This window comes from Blastomonas sp. CCH1-A6 (assembly GCF_001556365.1).
GTDB lineage: Bacteria > Pseudomonadota > Alphaproteobacteria > Sphingomonadales > Sphingomonadaceae > Blastomonas > Blastomonas ursincola.
Genome location: NZ_LSIS01000152.1, coordinates 25,531 through 46,808 on the forward strand (window position 1 = coordinate 25,531; position 21,278 = coordinate 46,808).

The 21,278-nt window shown below is 64.3% G+C and carries 28 protein-coding genes; 10 read left to right on the forward strand and 18 right to left on the reverse strand.

The genetic code is table 11. The features are described 5' to 3' along the window. Positions 1-162: 162 nt before the first annotated feature. From rpsG to gatC, 9 genes are all read right to left on the reverse strand, one after another. On the reverse strand, positions 163-633 hold the full coding sequence (rpsG, locus tag AX735_RS06145) for a 30S ribosomal protein S7 (protein WP_066277234.1): 471 nt from the start codon (positions 631-633) through the stop codon (positions 163-165). 103 nt (positions 634-736) lie between these two features. Next, on the reverse strand, positions 737-1,108 hold the full coding sequence (gene rpsL / locus AX735_RS06150) for a 30S ribosomal protein S12 (protein ID WP_017670439.1): 372 nt from the start codon (positions 1,106-1,108) through the stop codon (positions 737-739). A gap of 207 nt (positions 1,109-1,315) precedes the next feature. Beyond that, positions 1,316-2,584: an HD-GYP domain-containing protein gene (locus tag AX735_RS06155; RefSeq protein WP_082750958.1), complete on the reverse strand. Its 1,269-nt coding sequence runs from the start codon at positions 2,582-2,584 to the stop codon at positions 1,316-1,318. Between the two features lie 156 nt (positions 2,585-2,740). Further along, complete coding sequence (locus tag AX735_RS06160; protein ID WP_082750959.1) at positions 2,741-3,370, reverse strand: peptidylprolyl isomerase; 630 nt, start codon at positions 3,368-3,370, stop codon at positions 2,741-2,743. Further along, positions 3,367-4,872, reverse strand: a complete 1,506-nt coding sequence (gatB, locus tag AX735_RS06165; protein ID WP_066277239.1) for an Asp-tRNA(Asn)/Glu-tRNA(Gln) amidotransferase subunit GatB — start codon at positions 4,870-4,872, stop codon at positions 3,367-3,369. Before gatB ends, AX735_RS06160 begins: the two co-directional genes overlap by 4 nt. Then, entirely contained in the window at positions 4,869-5,288 is a 420-nt protein-coding gene (locus tag AX735_RS06170) for a type II toxin-antitoxin system VapC family toxin (protein WP_066277244.1), read from the reverse strand. The genes gatB and AX735_RS06170 overlap by 4 nt, the downstream gene beginning before the upstream one ends. Continuing rightward, positions 5,285-5,578: an AbrB/MazE/SpoVT family DNA-binding domain-containing protein gene (locus AX735_RS06175; protein WP_066277247.1), complete on the reverse strand. Its 294-nt coding sequence runs from the start codon at positions 5,576-5,578 to the stop codon at positions 5,285-5,287. Before AX735_RS06175 ends, AX735_RS06170 begins: the two co-directional genes overlap by 4 nt. Before the next feature lie 62 nt (positions 5,579-5,640). Continuing rightward, complete coding sequence (gene gatA / locus AX735_RS06180; protein WP_066277257.1) at positions 5,641-7,125, reverse strand: Asp-tRNA(Asn)/Glu-tRNA(Gln) amidotransferase subunit GatA; 1,485 nt, start codon at positions 7,123-7,125, stop codon at positions 5,641-5,643. Between the two features lie 2 nt (positions 7,126-7,127). Beyond that, positions 7,128-7,415 carry an Asp-tRNA(Asn)/Glu-tRNA(Gln) amidotransferase subunit GatC gene (gene gatC, locus AX735_RS06185; protein WP_066277326.1) on the reverse strand — a complete coding sequence of 96 codons (288 nt, stop codon included), beginning with the start codon at positions 7,413-7,415 and terminating at the stop codon, positions 7,128-7,130. A 165-nt stretch (positions 7,416-7,580) separates the two neighbouring features. On the opposite strand from gatC, the gene AX735_RS06190 reads away from it, so the two are divergent. Both AX735_RS06190 and ruvX read left to right on the forward strand, forming a co-directional pair. Beyond that, a complete protein-coding gene (locus tag AX735_RS06190) occupies positions 7,581-8,693 on the forward strand; it encodes a DUF3089 domain-containing protein (protein ID WP_066277262.1) in 1,113 nt (370 codons plus the stop codon). Beyond that, the gene (gene ruvX, locus AX735_RS06195; protein WP_066277264.1) at positions 8,690-9,148 is read left to right on the forward strand and encodes a Holliday junction resolvase RuvX; all 459 of its coding nucleotides are present in this window, start codon (positions 8,690-8,692) and stop codon (positions 9,146-9,148) included. Before AX735_RS06190 ends, ruvX begins: the two co-directional genes overlap by 4 nt. Before the next feature lie 27 nt (positions 9,149-9,175). Here ruvX and AX735_RS06200 read toward each other — a convergent pair whose 3' ends face one another. Together AX735_RS06200 and AX735_RS06205 are read right to left on the reverse strand one after the other, a co-directional pair. After that, complete coding sequence (locus AX735_RS06200) at positions 9,176-9,454, reverse strand: ETC complex I subunit (RefSeq protein WP_066277269.1); 279 nt, start codon at positions 9,452-9,454, stop codon at positions 9,176-9,178. Between the two features lie 99 nt (positions 9,455-9,553). Further along, positions 9,554-10,360 carry an SDR family oxidoreductase gene (locus tag AX735_RS06205; RefSeq protein ID WP_066277271.1) on the reverse strand — a complete coding sequence of 269 codons (807 nt, stop codon included), beginning with the start codon at positions 10,358-10,360 and terminating at the stop codon, positions 9,554-9,556. Between the two features lie 199 nt (positions 10,361-10,559). Between AX735_RS06205 and AX735_RS06210 the strand changes: the two genes are divergently transcribed. From AX735_RS06210 to AX735_RS06220, 3 genes are all read left to right on the forward strand, one after another. Beyond that, the gene (locus AX735_RS06210; RefSeq protein ID WP_066277273.1) at positions 10,560-11,363 is read left to right on the forward strand and encodes an ATP-binding cassette domain-containing protein; all 804 of its coding nucleotides are present in this window, start codon (positions 10,560-10,562) and stop codon (positions 11,361-11,363) included. Between the two features lie 195 nt (positions 11,364-11,558). Continuing rightward, positions 11,559-13,103: an ABC transporter permease/substrate-binding protein gene (locus AX735_RS06215; protein ID WP_066277277.1), complete on the forward strand. Its 1,545-nt coding sequence runs from the start codon at positions 11,559-11,561 to the stop codon at positions 13,101-13,103. Then, positions 13,100-13,639 carry a hypothetical protein gene (locus AX735_RS06220; protein ID WP_066277281.1) on the forward strand — a complete coding sequence of 180 codons (540 nt, stop codon included), beginning with the start codon at positions 13,100-13,102 and terminating at the stop codon, positions 13,637-13,639. Before AX735_RS06215 ends, AX735_RS06220 begins: the two co-directional genes overlap by 4 nt. Before the next feature lie 3 nt (positions 13,640-13,642). Here the strand turns inward: AX735_RS06220 and AX735_RS06225 are convergent, their stop codons facing one another. Further along, the gene (locus AX735_RS06225; RefSeq protein WP_066277283.1) at positions 13,643-14,260 is read right to left on the reverse strand and encodes a DNA-3-methyladenine glycosylase family protein; all 618 of its coding nucleotides are present in this window, start codon (positions 14,258-14,260) and stop codon (positions 13,643-13,645) included. A 105-nt stretch (positions 14,261-14,365) separates the two neighbouring features. Here AX735_RS06225 and AX735_RS06230 point away from each other — a divergent pair, with 105 nt between their 5' ends. Continuing rightward, positions 14,366-14,683 carry a 2Fe-2S iron-sulfur cluster-binding protein gene (locus AX735_RS06230; protein ID WP_023837808.1) on the forward strand — a complete coding sequence of 106 codons (318 nt, stop codon included), beginning with the start codon at positions 14,366-14,368 and terminating at the stop codon, positions 14,681-14,683. A gap of 14 nt (positions 14,684-14,697) precedes the next feature. On the opposite strand, the gene AX735_RS06235 is transcribed toward AX735_RS06230, so the two are convergent. From AX735_RS06235 to AX735_RS06245, 3 genes are read right to left on the reverse strand one after another with little or no spacing between them, the layout of a single operon-like run. Then, positions 14,698-15,474: a competence/damage-inducible protein A gene (locus AX735_RS06235; protein ID WP_066277287.1), complete on the reverse strand. Its 777-nt coding sequence runs from the start codon at positions 15,472-15,474 to the stop codon at positions 14,698-14,700. Between the two features lie 55 nt (positions 15,475-15,529). Further along, the gene (locus tag AX735_RS06240; RefSeq protein ID WP_066277288.1) at positions 15,530-15,925 is read right to left on the reverse strand and encodes a type II toxin-antitoxin system VapC family toxin; all 396 of its coding nucleotides are present in this window, start codon (positions 15,923-15,925) and stop codon (positions 15,530-15,532) included. Then, positions 15,922-16,158 carry a type II toxin-antitoxin system Phd/YefM family antitoxin gene (locus AX735_RS06245; RefSeq protein ID WP_066277290.1) on the reverse strand — a complete coding sequence of 79 codons (237 nt, stop codon included), beginning with the start codon at positions 16,156-16,158 and terminating at the stop codon, positions 15,922-15,924. Before AX735_RS06245 ends, AX735_RS06240 begins: the two co-directional genes overlap by 4 nt. Before the next feature lie 113 nt (positions 16,159-16,271). On the opposite strand from AX735_RS06245, the gene map reads away from it, so the two are divergent. Then, entirely contained in the window at positions 16,272-17,096 is an 825-nt protein-coding gene (gene map, locus AX735_RS06250; RefSeq protein WP_066277296.1) for a type I methionyl aminopeptidase, read from the forward strand. Here the strand turns inward: map and AX735_RS24125 are convergent. Next, complete coding sequence (locus AX735_RS24125; protein ID WP_082750960.1) at positions 17,090-17,344, reverse strand: type II toxin-antitoxin system RelE/ParE family toxin; 255 nt, start codon at positions 17,342-17,344, stop codon at positions 17,090-17,092. The two genes, map and AX735_RS24125, sit on opposite strands and share 7 nt — an antisense overlap. 53 nt (positions 17,345-17,397) lie before the next feature. Further along, a complete protein-coding gene (locus AX735_RS06255; protein WP_066277299.1) occupies positions 17,398-17,688 on the reverse strand; it encodes a type II toxin-antitoxin system ParD family antitoxin in 291 nt (96 codons plus the stop codon). Between the two features lie 350 nt (positions 17,689-18,038). Here AX735_RS06255 and AX735_RS06260 point away from each other — a divergent pair, with 350 nt between their 5' ends. After that, complete coding sequence (locus AX735_RS06260; protein WP_060977474.1) at positions 18,039-18,377, forward strand: P-II family nitrogen regulator; 339 nt, start codon at positions 18,039-18,041, stop codon at positions 18,375-18,377. A 122-nt stretch (positions 18,378-18,499) separates the two neighbouring features. Then, complete coding sequence (gene glnA / locus AX735_RS06265; RefSeq protein WP_066277304.1) at positions 18,500-19,912, forward strand: type I glutamate--ammonia ligase; 1,413 nt, start codon at positions 18,500-18,502, stop codon at positions 19,910-19,912. A gap of 69 nt (positions 19,913-19,981) precedes the next feature. On the opposite strand, the gene AX735_RS06270 is transcribed toward glnA, so the two are convergent. Beyond that, complete coding sequence (locus AX735_RS06270; RefSeq protein WP_082750961.1) at positions 19,982-20,404, reverse strand: glycine zipper 2TM domain-containing protein; 423 nt, start codon at positions 20,402-20,404, stop codon at positions 19,982-19,984. Positions 20,405-20,548: 144 nt separating this feature from the next. Between AX735_RS06270 and AX735_RS06275 the strand changes: the two genes are divergently transcribed. Beyond that, positions 20,549-21,278, forward strand: a 730-nt coding sequence (locus tag AX735_RS06275) for an ABC transporter substrate-binding protein (protein WP_231750036.1), incomplete at its 3' end; no start/stop codon positions are given.

The following is a 21,278-nucleotide window of genomic DNA, read 5'->3' on the forward strand; positions in this document are numbered from 1 at the left end:
TCACTCCCCTCTCCACCAACGGAAGAGGGCATCTCGAACAGGCCCGGACACGAACCTGCTCCTTAGTCAAAAGGGGGTGACGACACCGATATGGTGCGCCCTCCCCTTTTCGGCAACACACGGTTGCTGCGACCTCCCCCCCGTCAGGGGAGAGGGCACATATTACCAGCGATAGTGCGAGAAGGCACGGTTCGCTTCGGCCATGCGGTGCGTGTCTTCACGCTTCTTGACCGCATTGCCGCGATTGTTGGCGGCATCGAGCAGTTCGCCCGACAGACGCGCAGCCATCGTGGTTTCGCTGCGGTTGCGCGCAGCGGCGATGAGCCAGCGGATGGCGAGAGCCTGGGCGCGATCGGGACGCACTTCGACGGGGACCTGGTAGGTCGCACCACCGACGCGGCGGCTGCGCACTTCGATGCCGGGCTTCACGTTGTTCAGCGCATCGTGGAACATCGGCAGCGGGTCGGCCTTGGCCTTGGTCTGCATGGTTTCCAGCGCACCATAGACGATGCGTTCGGCGACGGACTTCTTGCCGTCCAGCATCAGGTTGTTCATGAACTTCGAGAGCGTCAGATCCCCGAACTTGGGATCGGGAAGGATGACGCGCTTTTCCGGGCGACGACGACGAGACATAGGTAACTCCTGAAAAAAGCCTGAGCTTCAAGCGGGGGAGAAATGGATCCCGGACAAAATCGCTTTTGGCGATTTTTCCGGGATGATCCTCACCCCGTGAGGATCACTTGGGACGCTTGGCGCCGTACTTCGAACGGCTCTGCTTGCGGTCCTTGACACCCTGGGTATCGAGGACGCCGCGCAGCACGTGATAGCGCACACCGGGAAGGTCGCGCACGCGGCCGCCGCGGATGAGCACAACCGAGTGCTCCTGCAGGTTGTGGCCTTCACCCGGAATGTAGGTGATGACTTCGCGGCTGTTGGTCAGACGGACCTTGGCCACCTTGCGCAGTGCCGAGTTCGGCTTTTTCGGGGTCGTCGTGTAGACGCGGGTGCAAACGCCACGCTTCTGCGGGTTTGCATCCATTGCGGGCACCTTGGACTTCGCCTTCTGGGGCACCCGGCCCTTGCGGACCAGCTGGTTGATCGTTGGCATGTTTCTCTTCACCTGGTTGGTAGAGTATGAGGTTACTCTGCCGCCCGATACGTGACCGTCATGCGATGGTGTCGCACGCCGATATGGTGGAGGCTCCGCCTGTTGCCCACCCGCACCTTGCGCCAGTGTTCTGCTTGGTTTCGGTCGATGCGGCCCTGAAGGCCCCGGCGATCGAAGCGCGGCCCTTAGCGGTGTTTGGCCGCGCGGTCAAGCCGCTGCGGAAAGGCCCTGCGCCTTGGCGAGCACCGAGGAGCGCAAGGCTGCCCAATCCTCGAAATGCCAGAAATCGGGGCGTTCGATGCCCAGAATCTGCGGCCCCTGGTCGGGCCGGACGATCAGCTCCTGCGGCTTGATCTCCTGCAGCCTCGACGTGCAATAGAAGGGCAGCACGCGGATCGCCATCAGTTCCTCGGGGCAATTGTCGACGATCAGCGCCAGGCGATGGTCGTTGAGCCTGACCAGCCCGCCAGCGGGATAGAGCCCCAGCGAATTGATGAACACGCCCATCAGCCGCTCGTCGAAATGGCCCTGCCACTGGCCCATCCGGCCCAGCGCCATCGCCGGGGTCCACGGGTCCTTGTAGGGGCGGTTAGAGGTCACCGCATCATAGACATCGCAGATCGCGCCCATGCGCGCGGCCATGCTGATCTCGTCGCCCGCCAGCCCGAACGGATAGCCGGTACCATCGATCTTTTCGTGATGATGCAGGCACACGTCGCGCGCCATGTCGGGCACTTCGGGATTGTCGCCGATCAGCGCATGGCCGCGTTCGGGATGCGTGCGGATGGTCGAGAATTCCTCGTCGGTCAGCCGCCCCGTCTTGTCGAGGATCATCTGCGGCACCGCCATCTTGCCCAGATCGTGGAGCAGCCCCGACATGCCCATATGGCGGATCGTGGTGTCGTCCAGGTCCAGCTTCCGCGCCATGTTGATCATCAGCGCGCATACCGCGACCGAATGCATATAGGTATATTCGTCCTTCGACTTCAGCCGGACGAGATTGGTCAACGCCTTGTTGTTGCGTTCCACCGACTCGCGGATCTCGTCGATCAGCGGCGCGACATCCTTGATCTTGATCGCCTGCCCCATGCGCGCGGCCTCGAACATCGCGCCGACCTGCTTCTTCGACTTCTCGACGATCCTGGCAGCGCGCTTGGCCTCCTGCTTGAAGCCGGTGCTCTTGGCCGCGACCGAAGGCGGGGTGTACCGCGCGGTCATGGGATTGGGCTGGGTCGCCAGACGACGGACCGGCTCGGGTTCCACCGGTGTCAGGCTGGGGCGATCGATCTTCGGGGCCGCGCCACGCTCGTCGTCGACGATCACGGCCTCGACCTTGCTCTGACGGATCTTGAGCAGGTCGTCCTCGTCTTCGAGCAGGAACTTCTTGCGCCAGAACGGGTGATCGAACCACGAGCCGACAAAGCCGTGGACGAACATTCCCAATTCTACCCGATCTGGCTTGATATGCTGAAGCATCCGCCCATCCGCCCCTGTGACAGCCCCCCGTGCAACAGGCCGGGCAAGCCGAGTTGCAAAGATTTCATCAGGTGTCTTGGCGGAAAAACATTAACCGAGAGTAATAGGCGGACAGCTCGGCGTGATTTTACACTCCCCGGTTTTTGGGGTGTTCCATTATGGAGCGGTGATGCGGCGGGCGCTGGAGATGCGTACTGGGTTGCCCGGCATCTCGCCGGCGAACACGCCGCCGACCGTCTTGGCCGGATCGATCGGCGTATCGAGAATGCGCGTCAGCACCTCGCGCCCCTTCACCACCTTGGCAAAGGCTGCATAGCCGAGATTGTCGCCCGTCGCGGACGGATTGGCATCGAGTCCGGTCTGGGCGCCCAGCATGATCGTGAACTCGCCGCGCGCCGATCCTGGCTCAAACCGCGCGACCGACAGGACGCCATCGGTATGGCTCAGCCCGGTCTGGCTGGTCGGCTCGTGCGCGATCGGCGGCAGCATGCGCTTGGGATCGCCAAGACCGCCGAACTGGACGAAGCCGAAATCGTCAGCCGCCTTGACCACGCGATAGAAGACCACGCCGTCGAGCATCTTCTTGTCGACATAGGCGAGGAAGTTCCTGCCCGTGATCGGCGCGCGGCGCGTGTCCACCTCCACCGTCAGCGTACCGACATCGGTGGCGATCTCGACCAGTGGCAGCGGAGGCTGCGGCGCGGCATCGGCGGCGGGCGCATCCTGCGCGAACGCAGGCGCCAACAGCGCTAGCGCCGCCGCGATCAGCGCCAGCCAGCGCGTCACGCGCCCAGTGCCTTTTTCAGCTGCTCGTTGACCAGCTGCGGGTTGCCCTTGCCCTGCATCGCCTTCATCGTCTGGCCGACGAAGAAGCCGAACAGCGCTTCCTTGCCGCCCTTGTACTGATCGACCTTGTCGGCATTGTCGGCGAGCACCTTGGCAATCGCAGCATCGATCGCGCCGGTATCCGAGGTCTGCTTGAGCCCGCGCTCCTCGACGATCTTGCCCGCCGGATCGCCGGTCTCGAGCATGATCTCGAACACCTGCTTGGCGATGGTGCCCGATATCGTGCCGCTGGCGACCAGCGCGAGCAGTTCTGCCCCCGCCGCCTGGCTGACCGGACTGTCCTCGATCGTCTTGCCCAGCCGGTTGAGCGCGCCGTACAGTTCGGACAGCAGCCAGTTCGCCGCTGCCTTGGCGACGTCTGCCTCGGGCTTGCCCTGCGCCTTGGCGCATTCGGCGAGCAGCCCTTCGAACCAGCGCGCGGTCTCCGCCTCGGCAGTCAGCACCGCAGCGTTATAGGCCGAGAGGCCAAGTTCGCTCTCGTAACGCTTGCGCTTGGCGTCGGGCAGCTCGGGTAGCGAAGCCTTGCACTCGTCGAGAAACGCATCGTCGAGTTCGAGCGGTAGCAGATCGGGATCGGGGAAATAGCGATAGTCGTGCGCGTCTTCCTTCGATCGCATCGAGCGGGTCTCGTTCTTGTCCGGATCGTAGAGCCGGGTTTCCTGCACGATCGTCCCTCCGCTTTCGAGCACGTCGACCTGGCGATTCGCCTCATGCTCGATCGCCGCCATCACATAGCGCACCGAGTTGACGTTCTTGGTCTCGGTCCGCGTGCCGAATTCGTCGCCGGGCTTGCGCACCGAGACGTTGACGTCGGCGCGCATCGAGCCTTCTTCCATATTGCCGTCGCAGCTGCCGACATAGCGCAGGATCGTGCGCAGCTTCTTGAGATACGCACCTGCCTCTGCCGGCGAACGCATGTCGGGGCGCGAGACGATTTCCATCAGCGCGACGCCCGAACGGTTGAGGTCGACATAAGACATGGTCGGGTGCTGATCGTGCATCAGCTTGCCCGCATCCTGCTCGACATGGATGCGCTCGATGCCGATCGTCTTGGTCGCGGCATCGGGGTTCTTCTCGTCGAGGCTGATCTCGACCGCGCCCTCGCCCACCAGCGGGTGATAGAGCTGGCTGATCTGATAGCCCTGCGGCAGATCGGCATAGAAATAGTTCTTGCGGTCGAAGCGCGACCAGCGGTTGATCTGCGCGCCGATCGCCATGCCGGTGCGCACCGCCTGGCGGATGCACTCCTTGTTGGGGACGGGCAGCATGCCGGGCATTGCGGCATCTACAAGGCTGACCTGCGCATTGGGCTCGGCGCCGAATGCGGTCGCTGCGCCCGAAAAGAGCTTGGCATTGCTGGTGACCTGCGCGTGCACCTCAAGGCCGATCACGACCTCCCATTCACCGGTGGCACCCTGGATACGATAGGTTGATTCAGTCATTCTGTGTCCGTTTCAGGCGTAATGAGAGGAACTGTAGGGAAATAGCTGCGATAGAAGCGCGGGTCACGCGTCAGGATGGTCGCGCCGATGGCTTGCGCGTGACCACCGATAAGGAAATCGGCGACGATGGCCTTGGGCATATCCGCCGGGCGAGCCCTGCGATGGGCCTGGAACGCTTGTCCGGCGATGAAGGCGGCTTGTGCGTCCAGCATTTCCACTCCAACCACCATCGCAATCAGCGCTTCCAGAAACGCCTCCAGTGAACCGAATTGCGGAGCCACCTCGGCTACCACTACCGGATTGACGACCACCTTTCCAACGCTGGCTGCTCGCTCAAGTTGGGCAAAAGACCAGTCGAACCAGTGGGGATCATGATCCAGGATATCGATCAGAACATTGGAGTCGATCAGGATCACGGCTCGTAGTCACCTCGCAGCTCGCGCATATACTCGTCTGTACTCAATCCGTCCGGATTGGGGTATTTGCCTGCAATCGCTCGCAAGCCTTCGCGCATCCGGCGACGCCGTTCTGCAGCGTCCTCGGGGCCAAAACCAAGTGGCGAGACGATGACCTGACCTGCCTCGTTCATGGCAACTTTATAGGGCTGACCGGGGACGAGTCCCACAGCGTCGCGCATTGCCTTGGGAATCAGGACCTGCCCCTTGCTGGTCATCGTGCCCGTTTCAATCTTGGTCTGTGCGTTCATCGCCTGCCTCCAGTGTTACCAAGGTAACACCTCGCATGACCATCATCAATCCTGCCGGGTCATCACCACCAGCGCTCGGGCCGCGCGGTGAACCCGGCGCGTTCCTCGATCGCCAGCCCGGCATTGAGCACGCCCTGCTCGTCGAGCGGCTTGCCGATGATCTGAAGGCCCAGCGGCAGTCCCTGGCTGTCGAGACCGCCGGGCACCGACATCGCGGGCAGCCCCGCCAGCGAGGCCGGCACCGCAAACACATCGTTCAGGTACATGGCGATCGGATCGTCGCTGTTTTCGCCCAGGCCGAACGCGGCGCTCGGCGCGGTCGGCGCGAGCAGCACGTCGCAATGCTCCCAGACCTGCGCGAAATCGCGGGCGATCAGCGCGCGCACCTTTTGCGCCTGGGTATAATAGGCGTCATAGAAACCGGCCGACAGCACATAGGTGCCAATCATGATGCGGCGCTTGACCTCGGGGCCGAAACCGGCGGCGCGGGTCGCGGCATACATGTCCTGCAGGCCTGCGCCATCGGGCAGGTTGCGCTGGCCGTAGCGCACGCCGTCATAGCGCGCGAGGTTGGACGAGGCTTCGGCCGGGGCGATGATATAATAAGCGGGCAGCGCATAGCGCGTATGCGGCAGCGACACTTCGACGATCTCCGCCCCGGCGTCGCGCAGCCATTCGGCGCCCTGATCCCAGATGGCGGCGATCTCGGCATTCATGCCGTCCATGCGATATTCCCTCGGAATACCGACGCGCTTGCCCTTGAGATTGCTCGACAATGCGGCTTCCCATTGCGGCACCGGCAGGTCGAGCGAGGTCGAATCCTTGGGATCGAAGCCGCTCATCGCCTCGAGCATGATCGCGCAGTCGCGCACGTCGCGCGCCATCGGGCCGGCCTGGTCGAGCGACGAGGCAAAGGCGATCACGCCCCAGCGCGAGCAGCGGCCGTAAGTCGGCTTGATGCCACTGATGCCGGTGAATGCAGCGGGCTGGCGGATCGAGCCACCGGTATCGGTTCCGGTCGCCGCCGGGCACAGCCGCGCGGAAATCGCCGCAGAGCTGCCGCCGGATGAACCACCGGGAGCCAGCGGTGCATTGCCGCCATCGTTGCGCCGCCAGGGCGAGATGACATTGCCGAACGCGCTCGTCTCGTTCGACGATCCCATCGCGAACTGGTCCATGTTGAGCTTGCCCAGCATGCCCGCGCCCGCGTCCCACAGCTTCTGGCTGACGGTCGATTCATAAGTCGGCTTGAACCCGTTCAGGATCTCGCTCGCCGCGCGCGCCTCGACGCCGACGGTGCAGAAAAGGTCCTTCATGCCGATCGGCACGCCGGCCATGATCGGCAGTTCCTCGCCTGCCGCGCGCTTCGCGTCGATCGCGTCGGCGGCCGCGAGCGCATGTTCGGGCGTGTCGATCAGAAAGGCGTTGAGCGCCTTGGCCTCGGCGACATTGGCATTGAACGCGGTCGCGACTTCGCGCGCGCTGAAGGTGCCGGCGCGCACGCCGTTGCGGATATCGGCAACGCCGAGATCGGTAAGGTCGGTCATGGTTATTCGATCACCTTCGGAACGCCGAAAAAGCCGTGTTCGGCTGCAGGCGCATTGGCCAGCACCTTGTCGCGGATGTTGCCGTCGGTGACGACATCCTCGCGCAGGCGCAGGGTGTTGGGAATGACGGCGGTCATCGGCTCGACGCCGGTGACATCGACTTCGCCCAATTGCTCTACCCAGCCCAATATGCCGTTGAATTCCGGCACCATGGCTTCGACCTCGGCATCGGTCATCGCGATCCGCGCCAGGCTGGCGATCTTCTTGACGGTTTTGCTATCTACAGACATGCCCCAGCGGCTAGCACCGGCCCGCGCGGCCATCAAGCGGGCAAATGCTGCATTTGCGCAATCCGGGCGCGGGCAACACTTTGCTGGCAGTAACCGTAATCGGTTTCTATATGCGCCCCGAAGGCCCGCGTGTGCCCGCGCGCCTGCCCCGCCCCGGAGACTGTCTTGGCCCGCAAGTTCCTGTACCTGATCGCGACGATCATCTTCCTGATTGTCGCAGCTTTCGCTGCCTACCGCCTGTTTCCGCAGCAGATTTTTGCCGCAGCCTTCGTGCCCTCGGCTGAGTTCGTGAAGCCCGAGGCGGTCGAGACCAGCGCCTATGCCGATCCGAAGATGTGGTTCTCGCGCCCTGGCATCACCGGCGATGCCAATCCGGCGCTCTGGACCCCGGAAGGCGTCGAGGCAACCAAGACACCCAAGGTCGCGATCTTCTACATCCACCCGACATCGTACATGAAGCGCGCGCTGTGGAACGCACCGCTGAACGACAAGGAATCACAGGATCGCGCGCGCATCTTCCTGCGCAGCCAGGCGAGCGTGTTCAATGGCGTTGGCGAAATCTGGGCGCCGCGCTATCGCCAGGCCGCAATCGGCGCGTTCCTGACCACCCGGCCCGAAGCGCAAATGGCATTCGACGCCGCCTATTCGGACATTCTCGCCGCGTTCGACGAGTTCGTCGCCGAAATCCCCAAGGACATGCCGATCATCATCGCCGGGCACAGCCAGGGCGGGCTGCACCTGACCACGCTGATGCGCCAGCGCGTCGTCACCCGGCCGCTCGCCGACCGGATCGTCGCGGCTTATGTCATCGGCTGGCCCGTCTCGCTGACCACGGATCTGCTCGCGCTGGGCCTGCCGCCCTGCACCGACCCCGACCAGGCGAACTGCATGATCGGCTTCCAGAGCTTCGGCGAACCCGCCGAGCCGCAGCTGCTGCTCGATGCCTATGCCGCAAGCGTCGGCTTCGACGGAGAGCTGCGTGGCCAGAGCCCGATGCTGTGCGTCAATCCGATCACCGGGGTGCTCGGCGACGAGGCCCCGGCCGACCGCAACCTCGGCACGCTGGTGCCCAACGAGGAACTGACCGACGGCGTCATCACCCCTGCACTGGTCGGCGCGAAATGCGACGATCGCGGGCTGCTGCTGCTCGGCGGCGAACCGCAGCTTGGCCCCTATGTGCTGCCGGGTAACAACTATCACGTCTATGATTATCCGCTGTTCTGGGCGAACCTTCGCGCCGACGCGGAACGGAGGGTAGCCGCATTTCTGGCCAAGTGATCACCACGCACGCGGCGGATTTCCGCGCCGCTCTGCCCGCAGGCGGACGGCTGATCGGGCTCGATGTCGGCACCAAGACCATCGGCACCGCGTTCTGCGATGCCGGTTGGAGCTTTGCCACCGCTGCCAAGACGATCAAGCGCACCAAGTTCGGCGCGGACAAGGCGGCGATCGAGCAACTGGTGCGCGAGCAGGAAATTCGCGGGATCGTTATCGGCCTGCCGCTCAACATGGATGGGACCGACAGTCCGCGCACCCAGAGCACCCGCGCCTTTGCCCGCAACATCGCGGTGCTGGGACTGCCGGTGCTGCTCTGGGACGAGCGCTGGTCGACGCAAGCCGTCGAGCGCGCAATGATCGATGCGGACATGAGCCGCGCCAAGCGCGCCGAGCGCGTTGACAGCGCTGCGGCCGCGTTCATTCTGCAGGGTGCGATCGACGCGATGGCCGGCTGAACGCGGCCACGCGTCGGTCAGCCACGATCAGCGGAAATTGTCGGCATAGGCCTGGATCTTCAGGCGGCGTGGCGGCGTCGGCTCGATCCGCGCGGTGATGCCGTATTTGTCGGCATAGGCTTTCGCCGCCTCCAGATCGGGAAATTTCAGCACGACCTGCTGCTGCGTATCGCCAGAGCCCGCCCATCCGGTCAGCGGATCGGGCTTCTTGGCTTCGGCGGGCTCGAATTCGAGCACCCAAAGATCGGTCAGCGCGCGGCCCGATTGCATGGCATTCTTGGGGCGCTGATAGATTCGTGCGGCCATTTTCTTGCTTCCGTCCCGGGAAAAAGGTGATGTGCGCGCCTTTGCTACACCGGGGCGGTGCGGGTCAAGGCCGAACGCCTAGCAGCGACGGCGCTCCTCTCATTCGCCGCGGCGCTGACGGGTCATGATGCCGCCGCGCTTGCGGATCGATCCGGGCATCCATTTCGCGGCAAAGGCCAGGCGCTTGGCGGTCGGGCCGACATAGCTGTGCACGTGCTTGGGATCGTGCACCGCGTTCCACGCGGCTTCGGCGACGATCGAGACCGGCGCGATCTCCAGCCCTGCCGCCGTCACGCTGTCACGGCTCGACTGGTTGGTGCGCGCGACCGGCCCATCGAGTAGCGGCGTGTCGATGAAGCTCGGCAGCAGCGCGCGGACGCGGATATTGTCCGGCCCCCATTCGATGTCGAGCGCTTCGGAAAGCCCGCGCACCGCGAACTTGGTCGCCGAATAGACCGAAAGCCCCGCCGAGCCGTAGATGCCGGACGCCGAAGAGGTGTTGAGCAGGCACGATCCGGGCGTCGCTTTCAGGTACTTGTGCCCGATATGCGCGCCATAGACGACGCCCTTGAAGTTGATGTCGACCAGCTTCTCGATGTCATCCTCGCTATGCTCCTCGAGCAGCCCGCCAATGCCCACCCCGGCATTGTTGAACAGCACGTGCAGCTTGCCGCCGCCCTTCTCGGTGAACGCCTCGAGCGCCTGGGTCCATTGCTCGCGGCTGCGCACGTCGAGGCTGTGGATCGACGCCATGCCCGCAGGCAGCATCGCCGCAGTCTCTTCCATGCCCTTCACGTTGACATCGGCCAGCCCGACGAACCAGCCACGCGCCGCAAAATACCGCGCCACCTCGCGCCCGATGCCCGAAGCTCCGCCGGTGATGAAGATGTACTTGGTGTCGGTCATGTAATTCAGGCTCCCCTCGCTCCCACTTTTCCGAGTTCCCGAGCGAAGTCGAGGGACGTATGCGCGACCGTTGGCGCATGCGTCCCTCGACTTCGCTCGGGACAAACGGTGGGTAGATTGGACGAGACGCTAAGCGCGCGGCCAACCCCGCGCAAGTGGCTAGCCAGCGCTGTTCGTGCCCGCCTATAAGCGTTTCCGCATGGCGACCTCACCCCTCCCCTCCCGGCCGCAAGGCGCGCGCGGCCCTGCCGTAGCGTTCGAGGGGGTAGGCAAGGCTTATGGCGCCACGATCGCCATCGACACTGTCGATGCTAGCATTTCTTCCGGCACGTTCGTGGCGATCGTCGGAAGCTCCGGATCGGGCAAGTCGACACTGCTGAAAACCGTCAACCGGCTGATCGAACCCGATTCGGGCAAGGTGTGTATCGATGGCCTGGACGTCGGGACGCACGAGCCGCACCAGCTGCGCCGCTCGATCGGCTATGTCTTCCAGAATATCGGCCTGTTCCCGCACATGACCGTTGCGCAGAATATCGGCATCGGATCGCGGCTGGCGACACGAAGACGGCTCCCAGCCGCGCGTGTCGCCGAACTGCTCGATCTGGTCGACCTGCCCCGCGATTTCGCCTCGCGCCTGCCCGAGCAGCTTTCCGGCGGGCAGAAGCAGCGCGTCGGCGTCGCCCGGGCGCTGGCAGGCGAGCCGGGGCTGATGCTGATGGACGAACCGTTCGGCGCGCTCGACCCGGTGACGCGCGAGGCGCTGGGCGAACAATATCGCGCGCTGCACGACCGGCTGGGGCTCACAACGATCATGGTCACCCACGACATGGCCGAGGCGCTGCTGTTCGCCGATCGGGTGTGGGTGATGGCGAGCGGCCGGATCGTGGCGGATGCGAGCCCGGCGCAGCTGATCGCGGGCGGGTGCGGCGCGGAGGCCGAAGCGCTGGTCGCGGTGCCGCGCCTGCAGGCGGAGCGGATCACCGCGATGCGGGACGGGGTTTGAGCGTGGGGCTCGGGTTAGCGATCACGTCCCTCGACTTCGCTCGGGACAAACGGAGAGAGGTAGATCGGCCTTGCTTTCAAAGCTGGCGCACAAACTTTTCCGAGTTCCCGAGCCCTTCGGCTGGCTGGCAAGCCAGCCGCTCAGGGTGGACCAAGGTCGAGGGACCTATGCGCCACACGGTAGCGAGCTGATCCCATGCCGCTAGACTGGCCCCGCCTGATCGACCTGCTGGCGCAGCACGTGCAGCTCAGCTTTGCCGCGCTGGGCCTTGCGCTGCTGATCGCTCTCCCCCTCGCCATCTGGTCGGTGCGCAACCGCACGGTCGCGAGCATCACCCTGGGTTTTGCCAGCCTCGTCCAGACCATCCCCGCGCTGGCCCTGCTGGCGCTGTTCTTTCCGCTGCTGCTCGCGCTCTCCACATTGTTCGGCGATGCGGTCTCGCCGCTCGGTTTTCTGCCCTCGCTGCTCGCGCTCACCCTCTATGCGCTGTTGCCGATCCTGCGCAATGCGGTGACCGGGCTGCGCTCGGTCGATCCCGCGATGATCGAGGCCGCCGATGGCGTGGGCATGACGAGCCTGCAGAAGTTGTGGCTGGTCGAGGCTCCGCTCGCCTCGACCACGATCATGGCGGGGGTGCGCACCGCCGCGGTGTGGACGATCGGCGCGGCGACGCTCTCCACCACGGTCGGCCAGCCGAGCCTGGGCGACCTGATCTTTGCCGGGTTGCAGACGCAGAACTGGTCGCTGGTGCTCGAAGGATGCCTCGCCGCTGCGGGGCTCGCGATCGCAGTCGACCTGCTGCTCGGGCTGATCGAGAGCGGCATCGCGCACCGCCGCCATGCGCGCATCTGGGGCGCCGGTATCGCGCTCGCGCTCGGCCTGGCGCTCGCGCTCTGGCCCGCGCCGCAAAGCGACAAGCCGGTGGTAACTATCGGCGCCAAGCGCTTCTCGGAGCAGTATATTCTCGCGCGGCTGATCGGGCGGCGGCTCGAGGCGGCCGGGTATGACGTGCGGTACCGCGAGGGGCTGGGCAGCGCAGTGGTCTACCGGGCGCTGGCGAGCGACGAGGTGCAAGTCTATGTCGATTATGCCGGCACGATCTGGACCAACGAGATGCAGCGCCAGGACCCCGAGCCGCGCGCAGCGATGATCGCCGAGATCGCGCGCTGGGCGAAGGCCCAGCACGGCGTGCAACTGGTCGGGCCGCTGGGTTTCGAGAATACTTATGCGTTTGCGGTTCGCCCCGAGGATGCAAAGCGCCTGAATCTGGAAAGCCTCGACGATGTCGTCCGCGTCGCGCCCGATTTCGTTTTCGGCACCGATGTCGAGTTTCTCGAACGCCCCGAATGGCAGATGGTGCAAAGAGCCTATCCGCTGCGCTTCAAGGGCCGCCGCGCGTTCGAGCCCACCTTCATGTACCGCGCGCTCTCGCTCGGCGAGGCGGACATCATCTCGGCGTTCAGCTCGGACGGGCGCATCGCCGCGAACGGCTTCTTGATCCTCAAGGACCCCAAGGGCGCGGTGCCGAGCTATGACGCGATCCTGCTCGCCAGCCGCTCCGCCGCTGCCGATCCGCGCCTCATCGCGGCGCTCCGGCCTCTGGTCGGCGCAATCCCGGTGGAAAAAATGCGTGAGGCCAATTATCGCGTCGACAGGGACAAGAACAAGCAAAGCCCCGCCGATTCGGCTGCCTGGCTCGACCGAGCCATTTCCGCGAAGACCGAGGACCAAAATCCATGATGATCAAGCGCCTGCTGCTGACTCTTTTCATCGCGCCGATGCTGATGTGCGCGAATGCGGCGCATGCTGCGGTGACCATCACCTTCTACAGCCACGAACTGGGCAGCCAGTTCCCGCACGCCTTTGCGACGCTCAAGGGCAAGGTGGATTCGACCGGAGAGGTGGTCGACACCAATGTCGGCTTTACCGCGACCAGCACCGGCCCCAGCATCCTGTTCGGCTGGGTCGAGGGCCGGGTGAGCGTGGTGAAGCCCAAATATATCGAGAGCAGCGCGCCGCATTTCAGCTATGAGCTCACCGATGCCGAATATCGCGCGGTGATGGCCGTTGCCGACAAATGGCGCAAGAAGCCGCAGAAGAACTACAATCTCAACAAGGCCAATTGCGTACATTTCATCGGCGAGATCGCCACGGCGGCGGGCCTCAAGATCAATCCGAGCAGCAAGTTCTTCAAGAAGCCGACCAGCTTCCTCAAGGAGGTGACCGCGCTCAGCCGTGGCCGCCTGGCGAGCGGACGCATCCTTTACAAGGGGTGAGCGCTACAGCGCGGCGTTGTTGTAGCAATGCCAGGTGAGGATCGCGACCGCCCCGCGATGCGGTGACCAGGGGTCGGCGAGCAGCCGGGTTTCCTTTTCGGACGGGCGCGTTTCCAGACCCAGGATGCGGCCGATGCCCGCCTGCACCGCCAGATCGCCTGCGGGCCAGATATCGGGGCGGCCTTCGGCGAACAGCAGATAGATTTCCGCCGACCAGCGGCCGATGCCCTTGATCTTCACCAGATCGGCAATCGCCGCCTCGTCGTCCTCCGGCAGGTTGTCGAGATCGAGCCCGCCGCTCACCACCAGCTCGGCAAGCGAGCGGGCATAGCCCTGTTTCTGCCGCGACAGGCCGCAGGCGCGTAAGGACTCGAAATCCGCCGCGATCAGCGCATCGGGCGCGCAGCCGGCACCCAGCGCGGCTTCGAGCTTGTTCCACACCGAGGCCGCCGCCGCGACGCTGACCTGCTGGCCGACGATGGTACGCAGCAGCGTCGCATAGCCGCGATCGCGGATGCGGGTTTCAGGATAGCCGGCGATTTGGAGCGCGCGGGCGATCGCCGGTTCGCGCGCGGCAACGGCATCCAACCCTCCGGTCAGCTGCTCTGCGGTCAATCCCATAACTGCATCCTCATCCATTCTGCCGCTTGCAATCGCGCTTGGCGTTGATCATAGCAACCGCGTTCGGGGGGCCAATGCCCGTTTTCACTCTATTGGGGAGTTTCCATGCCAAAGCTGACCGTCATCAATCGCGCGGGCGAAGAGAGCACCATCGATGCCGATACCGGCCTGTCGGTGATGGAAGCGATCCGCGACAACGGCTTTGACGAACTTCTGGCGCTGTGCGGCGGCTGCTGCTCGTGCGCGACCTGCCATGTCCATGTCGATGCCGCCTGGGTCGACAAGCTGCCCGCGATCAGCGCCGACGAGGACGACCTGCTCGACAGCTCGGACCACCGCAACGAGACCTCGCGCCTGTCGTGCCAGATCCAGCTGACCGACGCGCTCGACGGCCTGAAGGTCGCGATCGCTCCGGAAGATTGATCCGGGCGAATTGATCAGATGCCGCCGGGCGTGACCTCGCGCCCGGCCGCTTCCAGTGAGGCGGTCAGCTCCGCCGCGCAGGCATCGAGCGCCGCCTGATCGACCGAGCGGATGACGAAGTTCGCGCCGACCCGGCCTTCGCGGAAGAACGGATAGCTGCCGATCTGGCACTGATCGTGCGCGCGTTCGGTCGCGCCCAGCATGTCCGCGACCTCGCTTTCGGCGACCCAGCAGCCCAATGTCGCCGACAGCACCGGCAGACCGCCTTCGAGCGTGCCGGTGAGCGCATCGAGCATGCCGGCGGTGATGTGCGGCACGCCTGCCATCAGGAACAGATTGCCGATGCGGATACCCGGCGCGCCCGACATGCGGTTCTCGATCAGCTCGGCGCCATCGGGCACGCGCGCCATGCGCAGACGACCTTCGGTAAGACCGCCGCGGGTTTCGTAATAGCGCTCCAGCACCGCCCGCGCGACCGGATGGATCACCACCTCGACGCCCAGCGCCCGGGCGATGGCATCGACGGTGATGTCGTCATGCGTGGGGCCGATGCCGCCGGTGGTGAACAGATAGTCGTTGCGGCTGCGCAGGATGTTCACCGCCTCGATGATCGCCTCCATGTCGTCGGCGACGACGCGCACCTCCTTCAGCCTTATGCCCTGCACGTTCAGCCAGGTCGCGACCTGCGCGACATTCTTGTCCTGGGTGCGGCCGGAAAGGATTTCATCGCCGATCACGATCAGCGCGGCGGTCCAGATGCGGGGGGTGGTAGCGGTGGCGTCAGCTGTCATGCGCCGGTGTTTAGCGCGTGCGCAAACCGGCGCAAGCGGTTCGTGCGCGGCGCCGTCATTCGCTCCAGAAGGTGCGGCAGCCGAGCGCCGCGAGCGCCGGATCGCGGGTGATGACGGTCAGATCATCGTGGATCGCCTGCGCCGCGATCATCCGGTCGAACGGATCGCGATGTTCGCCCGGAAGCGATCCGGCGAGCAGGCCATTCGACACGCTGACGCCAAGTTCAAGAAAGCCGTCTGCTCGCGCCAGATACTCGAATTTCTCGTATACCGGAATGGCGGCATCCCATTTGCCGATGCGGCATTTGGTCGCAACTTCCCAAGCAGACACAGCGCTCACGAAAATGGTGTTGCGTTCGTCCCCGATTTCCTCGGCCACCGGGTGTGGCAACGCCTTATCCCCAACCCACCACCAGACCAGAGCATGGGTGTCGAACAGATAATCGGTCATTCCCAAGCCCGGAGCTCTTCTTCGGGCAGAGGATCGAAGAAAAAGCTGTCCGGGATCGGCTGTGACAGCTTCAGCCGCCCCGGCCGCCGCTCCACCTTCACCTTTTCGAGCGGCACCAGCCGGGCATAGGGTTTGCCCGCCTTGGCAAGGATGATCTCCTCGCCGGCATGTGCACGGTCGAGCAGCTTGGAGAAATGCGTTTTCGCGTCATGGACGTTGACGATGCTGGTCATGACAGACGGTTAGTCCATTGACCGGACTAAGTCAATGGACTAAGCCCAGGCCCAACCCGCAGGAACGCGCAAGGGGTCGCCAAATCGCCGCCCCTGCCCTATATGGAACCACCATGAACCAGTATGTCCACGTTACCAATGCCGACACGCCGATGCGCGATGGCACGATCAAGCTGCACGGCCCCAAGGGCTTCGAGGGGATGCGCAAGGCGGGCCAGCTCGCCGCGCATGTGCTCGACGAGCTGACGAGCTTCGTCACCGAAGGAGTGACGACCGAAGAGATCGACGCCAAGGCACGCGAGCTGATGCTCGCCGGTGGCGGCATTCCGGCGACACTCGGCTATCGCGGTTTCACCCACAGCTGCTGCACCTCAATCAACCATGTCGTGTGTCACGGCATTCCGGGTGACCGCAAGCTCAAGGAAGGCGATATCGTCAATATCGACGTCACCCCGATCGTCGATGGCTGGCATGGCGATACCAGCCGCATGTTCCTGATCGGCGATGTCGGCGTGAAGGCGCGGCGGCTGGTCGATGTGACCTATGAGTGCCTGATGCTGGGCATTGAGCAGGCGCGCCCCGGCAACACGATGGGCGATGTCGCGCACGCGATCCAGTCCTATGCCGAAAAGCACCGTTATGGCGTGGTCCGCGATTTCTGCGGCCATGGCCTGGGCAAGCTGTTCCACGATGCGCCCGAAGTGGTGCATGTGGGCCGTCCCGGCACCGGGCCCGAGCTCAAGCCCGGCATGTTCTTCACCATCGAGCCGATGATCAATATCGGCAAGCACGCGGTGAAGATGCTGGAAGACGGTTGGACCGCCGTCACCCGCGATCGCTCGCTCTCGGCGCAGTTCGAACATTCGATCGGCATCACCGAGACCGGCTGCGAGATCTTCACCAAGAGCGCGAAGGGGCTGGACCGGCCGCCTTATTGATCGGGGATCGTGTCCGGCTCGGCAAATAGGGATGCTTGATCGCGCGCGCCATGCGCAACGCGAACGATAATCAGGTCGTCGGCACTGACTTGGTAATAGATCAGATACCTACCAACTCCCCGACTACGCATGCCTTCGACCAGATCATAGCGTGGCGCTCCAATCCCGGGCATTTCTGCTAGCTTGGCGAACAACGATTGAAAGCGGTCTGTTTGCCGGTCCGCCGCGTCAGGATTGAACTCCGCCACTTAGTCGTAGGCGTCGTCGATATCCTGGCTGGCTGCTTCGGAAATGACGATGTTCAGGCGCGTTGGGATAGCTCGCTCCTCTTGGCTTCCAGGCGAGCACGCCCCCGCGCTTTCACGGCCTCAGGGTCCCACTCGAGGACACGCCCCGCCTCAATATCGTCGATACCCTTCTGGATTTCGCGGCGCAGATGCTCCAGCTCGGCCTGCTGCATCTGGCGTGCGAGTTCCCAGCCGCGCAGGGCATCGCGGATCGCTTCGCTGATACTCGCGTATTCGCCTGCTTCGACCGCTGCATGCAGCAGCTTGTGATGCGCATCGGTCAGGGTGATACTGGCCTTTTCCATGACAGTCCTTTCGCTTTGGTACGATTATATCCTACCAGCGCGGCCGGAGGCAAGCCACACTCATTCCCAAGCGCATGCCCAAAATTTGGGCATCGCCAAGCCCGCCTGCCCGCAATTCCATCACGGTCCGCAATAATATTGCACCGCACACAAGCTTTTGTGGCGGAATGCGTCTTGGCACGTTAATTGTTTGGTAGCAGTCAATGGGGGACTCGGGGGACCGCGCCGCGTGCAGGTTCTCAAAGCCTCATACAGCCATATCATGATGCAGCGGTTCGCCGCTGTGTTGCTTCCCACAACCGCCCTGCCCTTGCGGGTCAGGCGGAAGACGACAGGATGATCAGGGACTTATGAAGAAGATCGAGGCGATCATCAAACCGTTCAAGCTCGATGAGGTGAAGGAGGCGCTGCACGAAGTCGGCGTTTCGGGCATCACCGTGACCGAGGCCAAGGGCTTCGGCCGCCAGAAAGGCCATACCGAGCTTTACCGGGGCGCCGAATATATCGTCGATTTCCTCCCCAAGGTGAAGCTTGAGGTCGTGGTCGACGATGCGCTGGCCGAGCGCGTGGTCGAGGCGATCGCCGCCGCCGCGCAGACCGGCCGGATCGGCGACGGCAAGATTTTCGTGATCCCTGTGGAAACCGCACTGCGCATCCGCACGGGTGAACGGGATAACGACGCGGTCTGATCAACAGAACGCGCGCAACTCCAGGAGAGGCCTGCCCCGGCAAGGCCGCAACAATCAGATCAGTTCCACCCGAGGGGGGTCGCAAGGCCCGGATCGCAGATAGACGAAGAGGGAAAGCAACAATGGCAAAAACCGCCGCAGATATTCTGGCAATGATCAAGGAAAACGAGATCGAGTGGGTCGATGTCCGCTTCACCGATCCGAAGGGCAAGTGGCAGCACCTGACGATGTGCGCCGGCGTCATCGGTGAGGACGAGCTGGAAGACGGCCTGATGTTCGACGGCTCGTCGATCGAGGGCTGGAAGGCGATCAACGAATCCGACATGATCCTGCGTCCCGATCTGGACGCCGCCTATATCGATCCGTTCTCGGCCGACCCGATGCTGATCCTGTTCTGCGACATTGTCGAGCCGGGCACGGGCGAACTGTATTCGCGCGACCCGCGCAGCACCGCCAAGCGCGCCGAGGCGTATCTCAAGTCCACCGGCATCGGCGACACCGTCTATGTCGGTCCCGAAGCCGAATTCTTCATGTTCGACGATGTGCGCTTCTCGGACGGCTATAACGGCTCGATGTTCGCGATTGACGATATCGAACTGCCGACCAACACCGGCCGCAGCTATGACAGCGGCAATCTGGGCCACCGTCCACGCGCCAAGGGCGGCTATTTCCCGGTCGCGCCGGTCGACAGCATGACCGATGTGCGCGCCGAGATGGTCAGCACCATGCTCGAAATGGGCCTGCCCTGCGACAAGCACCACCATGAAGTGGCCGCCGCGCAGCACGAACTGGGCCTGACCTTCGGCACGCTGACCCAGACCGCCGACCGCATGCAGATCTACAAGTACGTCGTGCACATGGTCGCGCAGGCCTATGGCAAGACCGCGACCTTCATGCCCAAGCCGATCAAGAACGACAACGGATCGGGCATGCACACGCACATCTCGATCTGGAAGGAAGGCAAGCCGCTGTTCGCGGGCAATGGCTATGCCGGCCTGTCGGAAATGTGCCTGTACTTCATCGGCGGCGTTATCAAGCACGCCAAGGCACTGAACGCCTTCACCAACCCGACCACCAACAGCTACAAGCGCCTGGTGCCGGGCTTCGAAGCACCGGTGCTGCTCGCCTATTCGAGCCGCAACCGCTCGGCCTCGTGCCGCATTCCGTACGGCACAGGCGAAAAGGCCAAGCGCGTGGAATTCCGCTTCCCCGACGCGATGGCAAACCCCTATCTGTGCTATTCGGCGCTGCTGATGGCGGGTCTGGACGGCATCCAGAACAAGATCCATCCGGGCGAAGCCATGGACAAGAACCTGTACGACCTGCCGCCCGAAGAGCTGAAGGAAGTGCCGACCGTCTGCGGAAGCTTGCGCGAAGCACTCGACGCGCTGGCCGCCGATCACGACTTCCTGCTCAAGGGCGACGTGTTCCTGAAGGACCAGATCGAAGCCTATATCGAGCTGAAGTGGGACGATGTGATCCGCTGGGAAACGACCCCCAGCCCGGTCGAATTCGACATGTATTACAGCTACTAAGTTCGCGTAGCTGTCAGAGCCACGAAAGGCGCTCCGGGATCACCCGGGGCGCCTTTTGCTTTACTGCAATCAGCGGCAGCGCGCGCCGTTGCGGTCGATCGCCCGGCCAGCGGCAGCACCGCCCGCCGCGCCCAGGATCGTTCCCAGCGTGCGCGAATCGCCCGGTGCGATGATGTTGCCGAGAATGCCGCCCGCGATGCCGCCGACGATCAATCCGGTCGTCCCGTCCGGTCGGCGGCAATAATAGCGTCCATCCTGCCCGCGATAGATGCGATCGTTGCGCCCGAGGCGGCGCTCGCGATAGCGGCGGTCGTCGCGATAATAGCGTCCCGCGTCATAGCCACCGTAGCTCGGATCGGGCCGGTTCCAGTCGTACTGACGATACGATCCAAAGCCGCGATCATTATAGCCGGTCCCGGCACAGCCGCTCACCACGGTCGCCGCGATCAGCGCGGCGCCCAGCGACAGGCTCTTCCTGTTCAGCATGGTCATGATTTCCCTTGTGACGTGAATGAACAGGGGACGCCTCAGGGCAGCGATCCGTTCCCGCCCATGCGGCGAGCCGAGCGGACGCCAGCGCATGATCCAGTGCATTCGCGCTTCCCCCTGGCGCGCTTAGGCGGCAAACAGGCGGGAATGCGCGTGCTCCTCATCCTGCTGCTGTCTGCCCTGCTCGCCGCCTGTTCGGATGCCAGGGCTCCGCAGGCCGCCGCACCCGGGCCGGACCGCCTGGTCCGGCTCGCCGATGCCGACATTCGCGGGCTCGACCCGCAGGTCTATTCGGACCTCGCCTCGCTGCGCATCGCGGCAGACCAGTTCGAGGGGCTGACCCGGTTCGACGGCGCGGCGCAAGCGGTTCCGGGACTCGCGAGCAGCTGGCAGGTCTCGCCCGATGGCCTGGTCTGGCGCTTCACGCTGCGCCCCGGCCTGCGCTTCTCCGATGGCACGCCGATCACCGCGGCGGTGTTCGCGCGCGGCTGGCAACGGCTGAACGACAAGGCCACCGGCTCGCCGCACACCGCGCTGTTCGCGGCGATCCGGTCGGTCGAGGCCGAGGGTGATGCCACAGTGGTCGTGACACTCGCCGCCCCCTTCCCGCAGCTACCCGCTTTGCTCGCACACACGGCGATGGCGGCGCTGCCGCTGCATCGCGCGGGACAGGGCGCGGCGGACTGGACCGCCGAGCGTCCGCTGGTCACCTCCGGCCCCTATCGCACCCGCGATTGGCGGTTGAACGACCGGCTGGTGCTCGAGCGCAATCCGAACTGGCATGGCGGCCGCGCCCCGATCGGCAGCGTGATCTGGAAACCGGTCGACGATCCTCTTGCGGGCATGCGGCTGTTCCTGGCGGGCGAAGCCGATATTT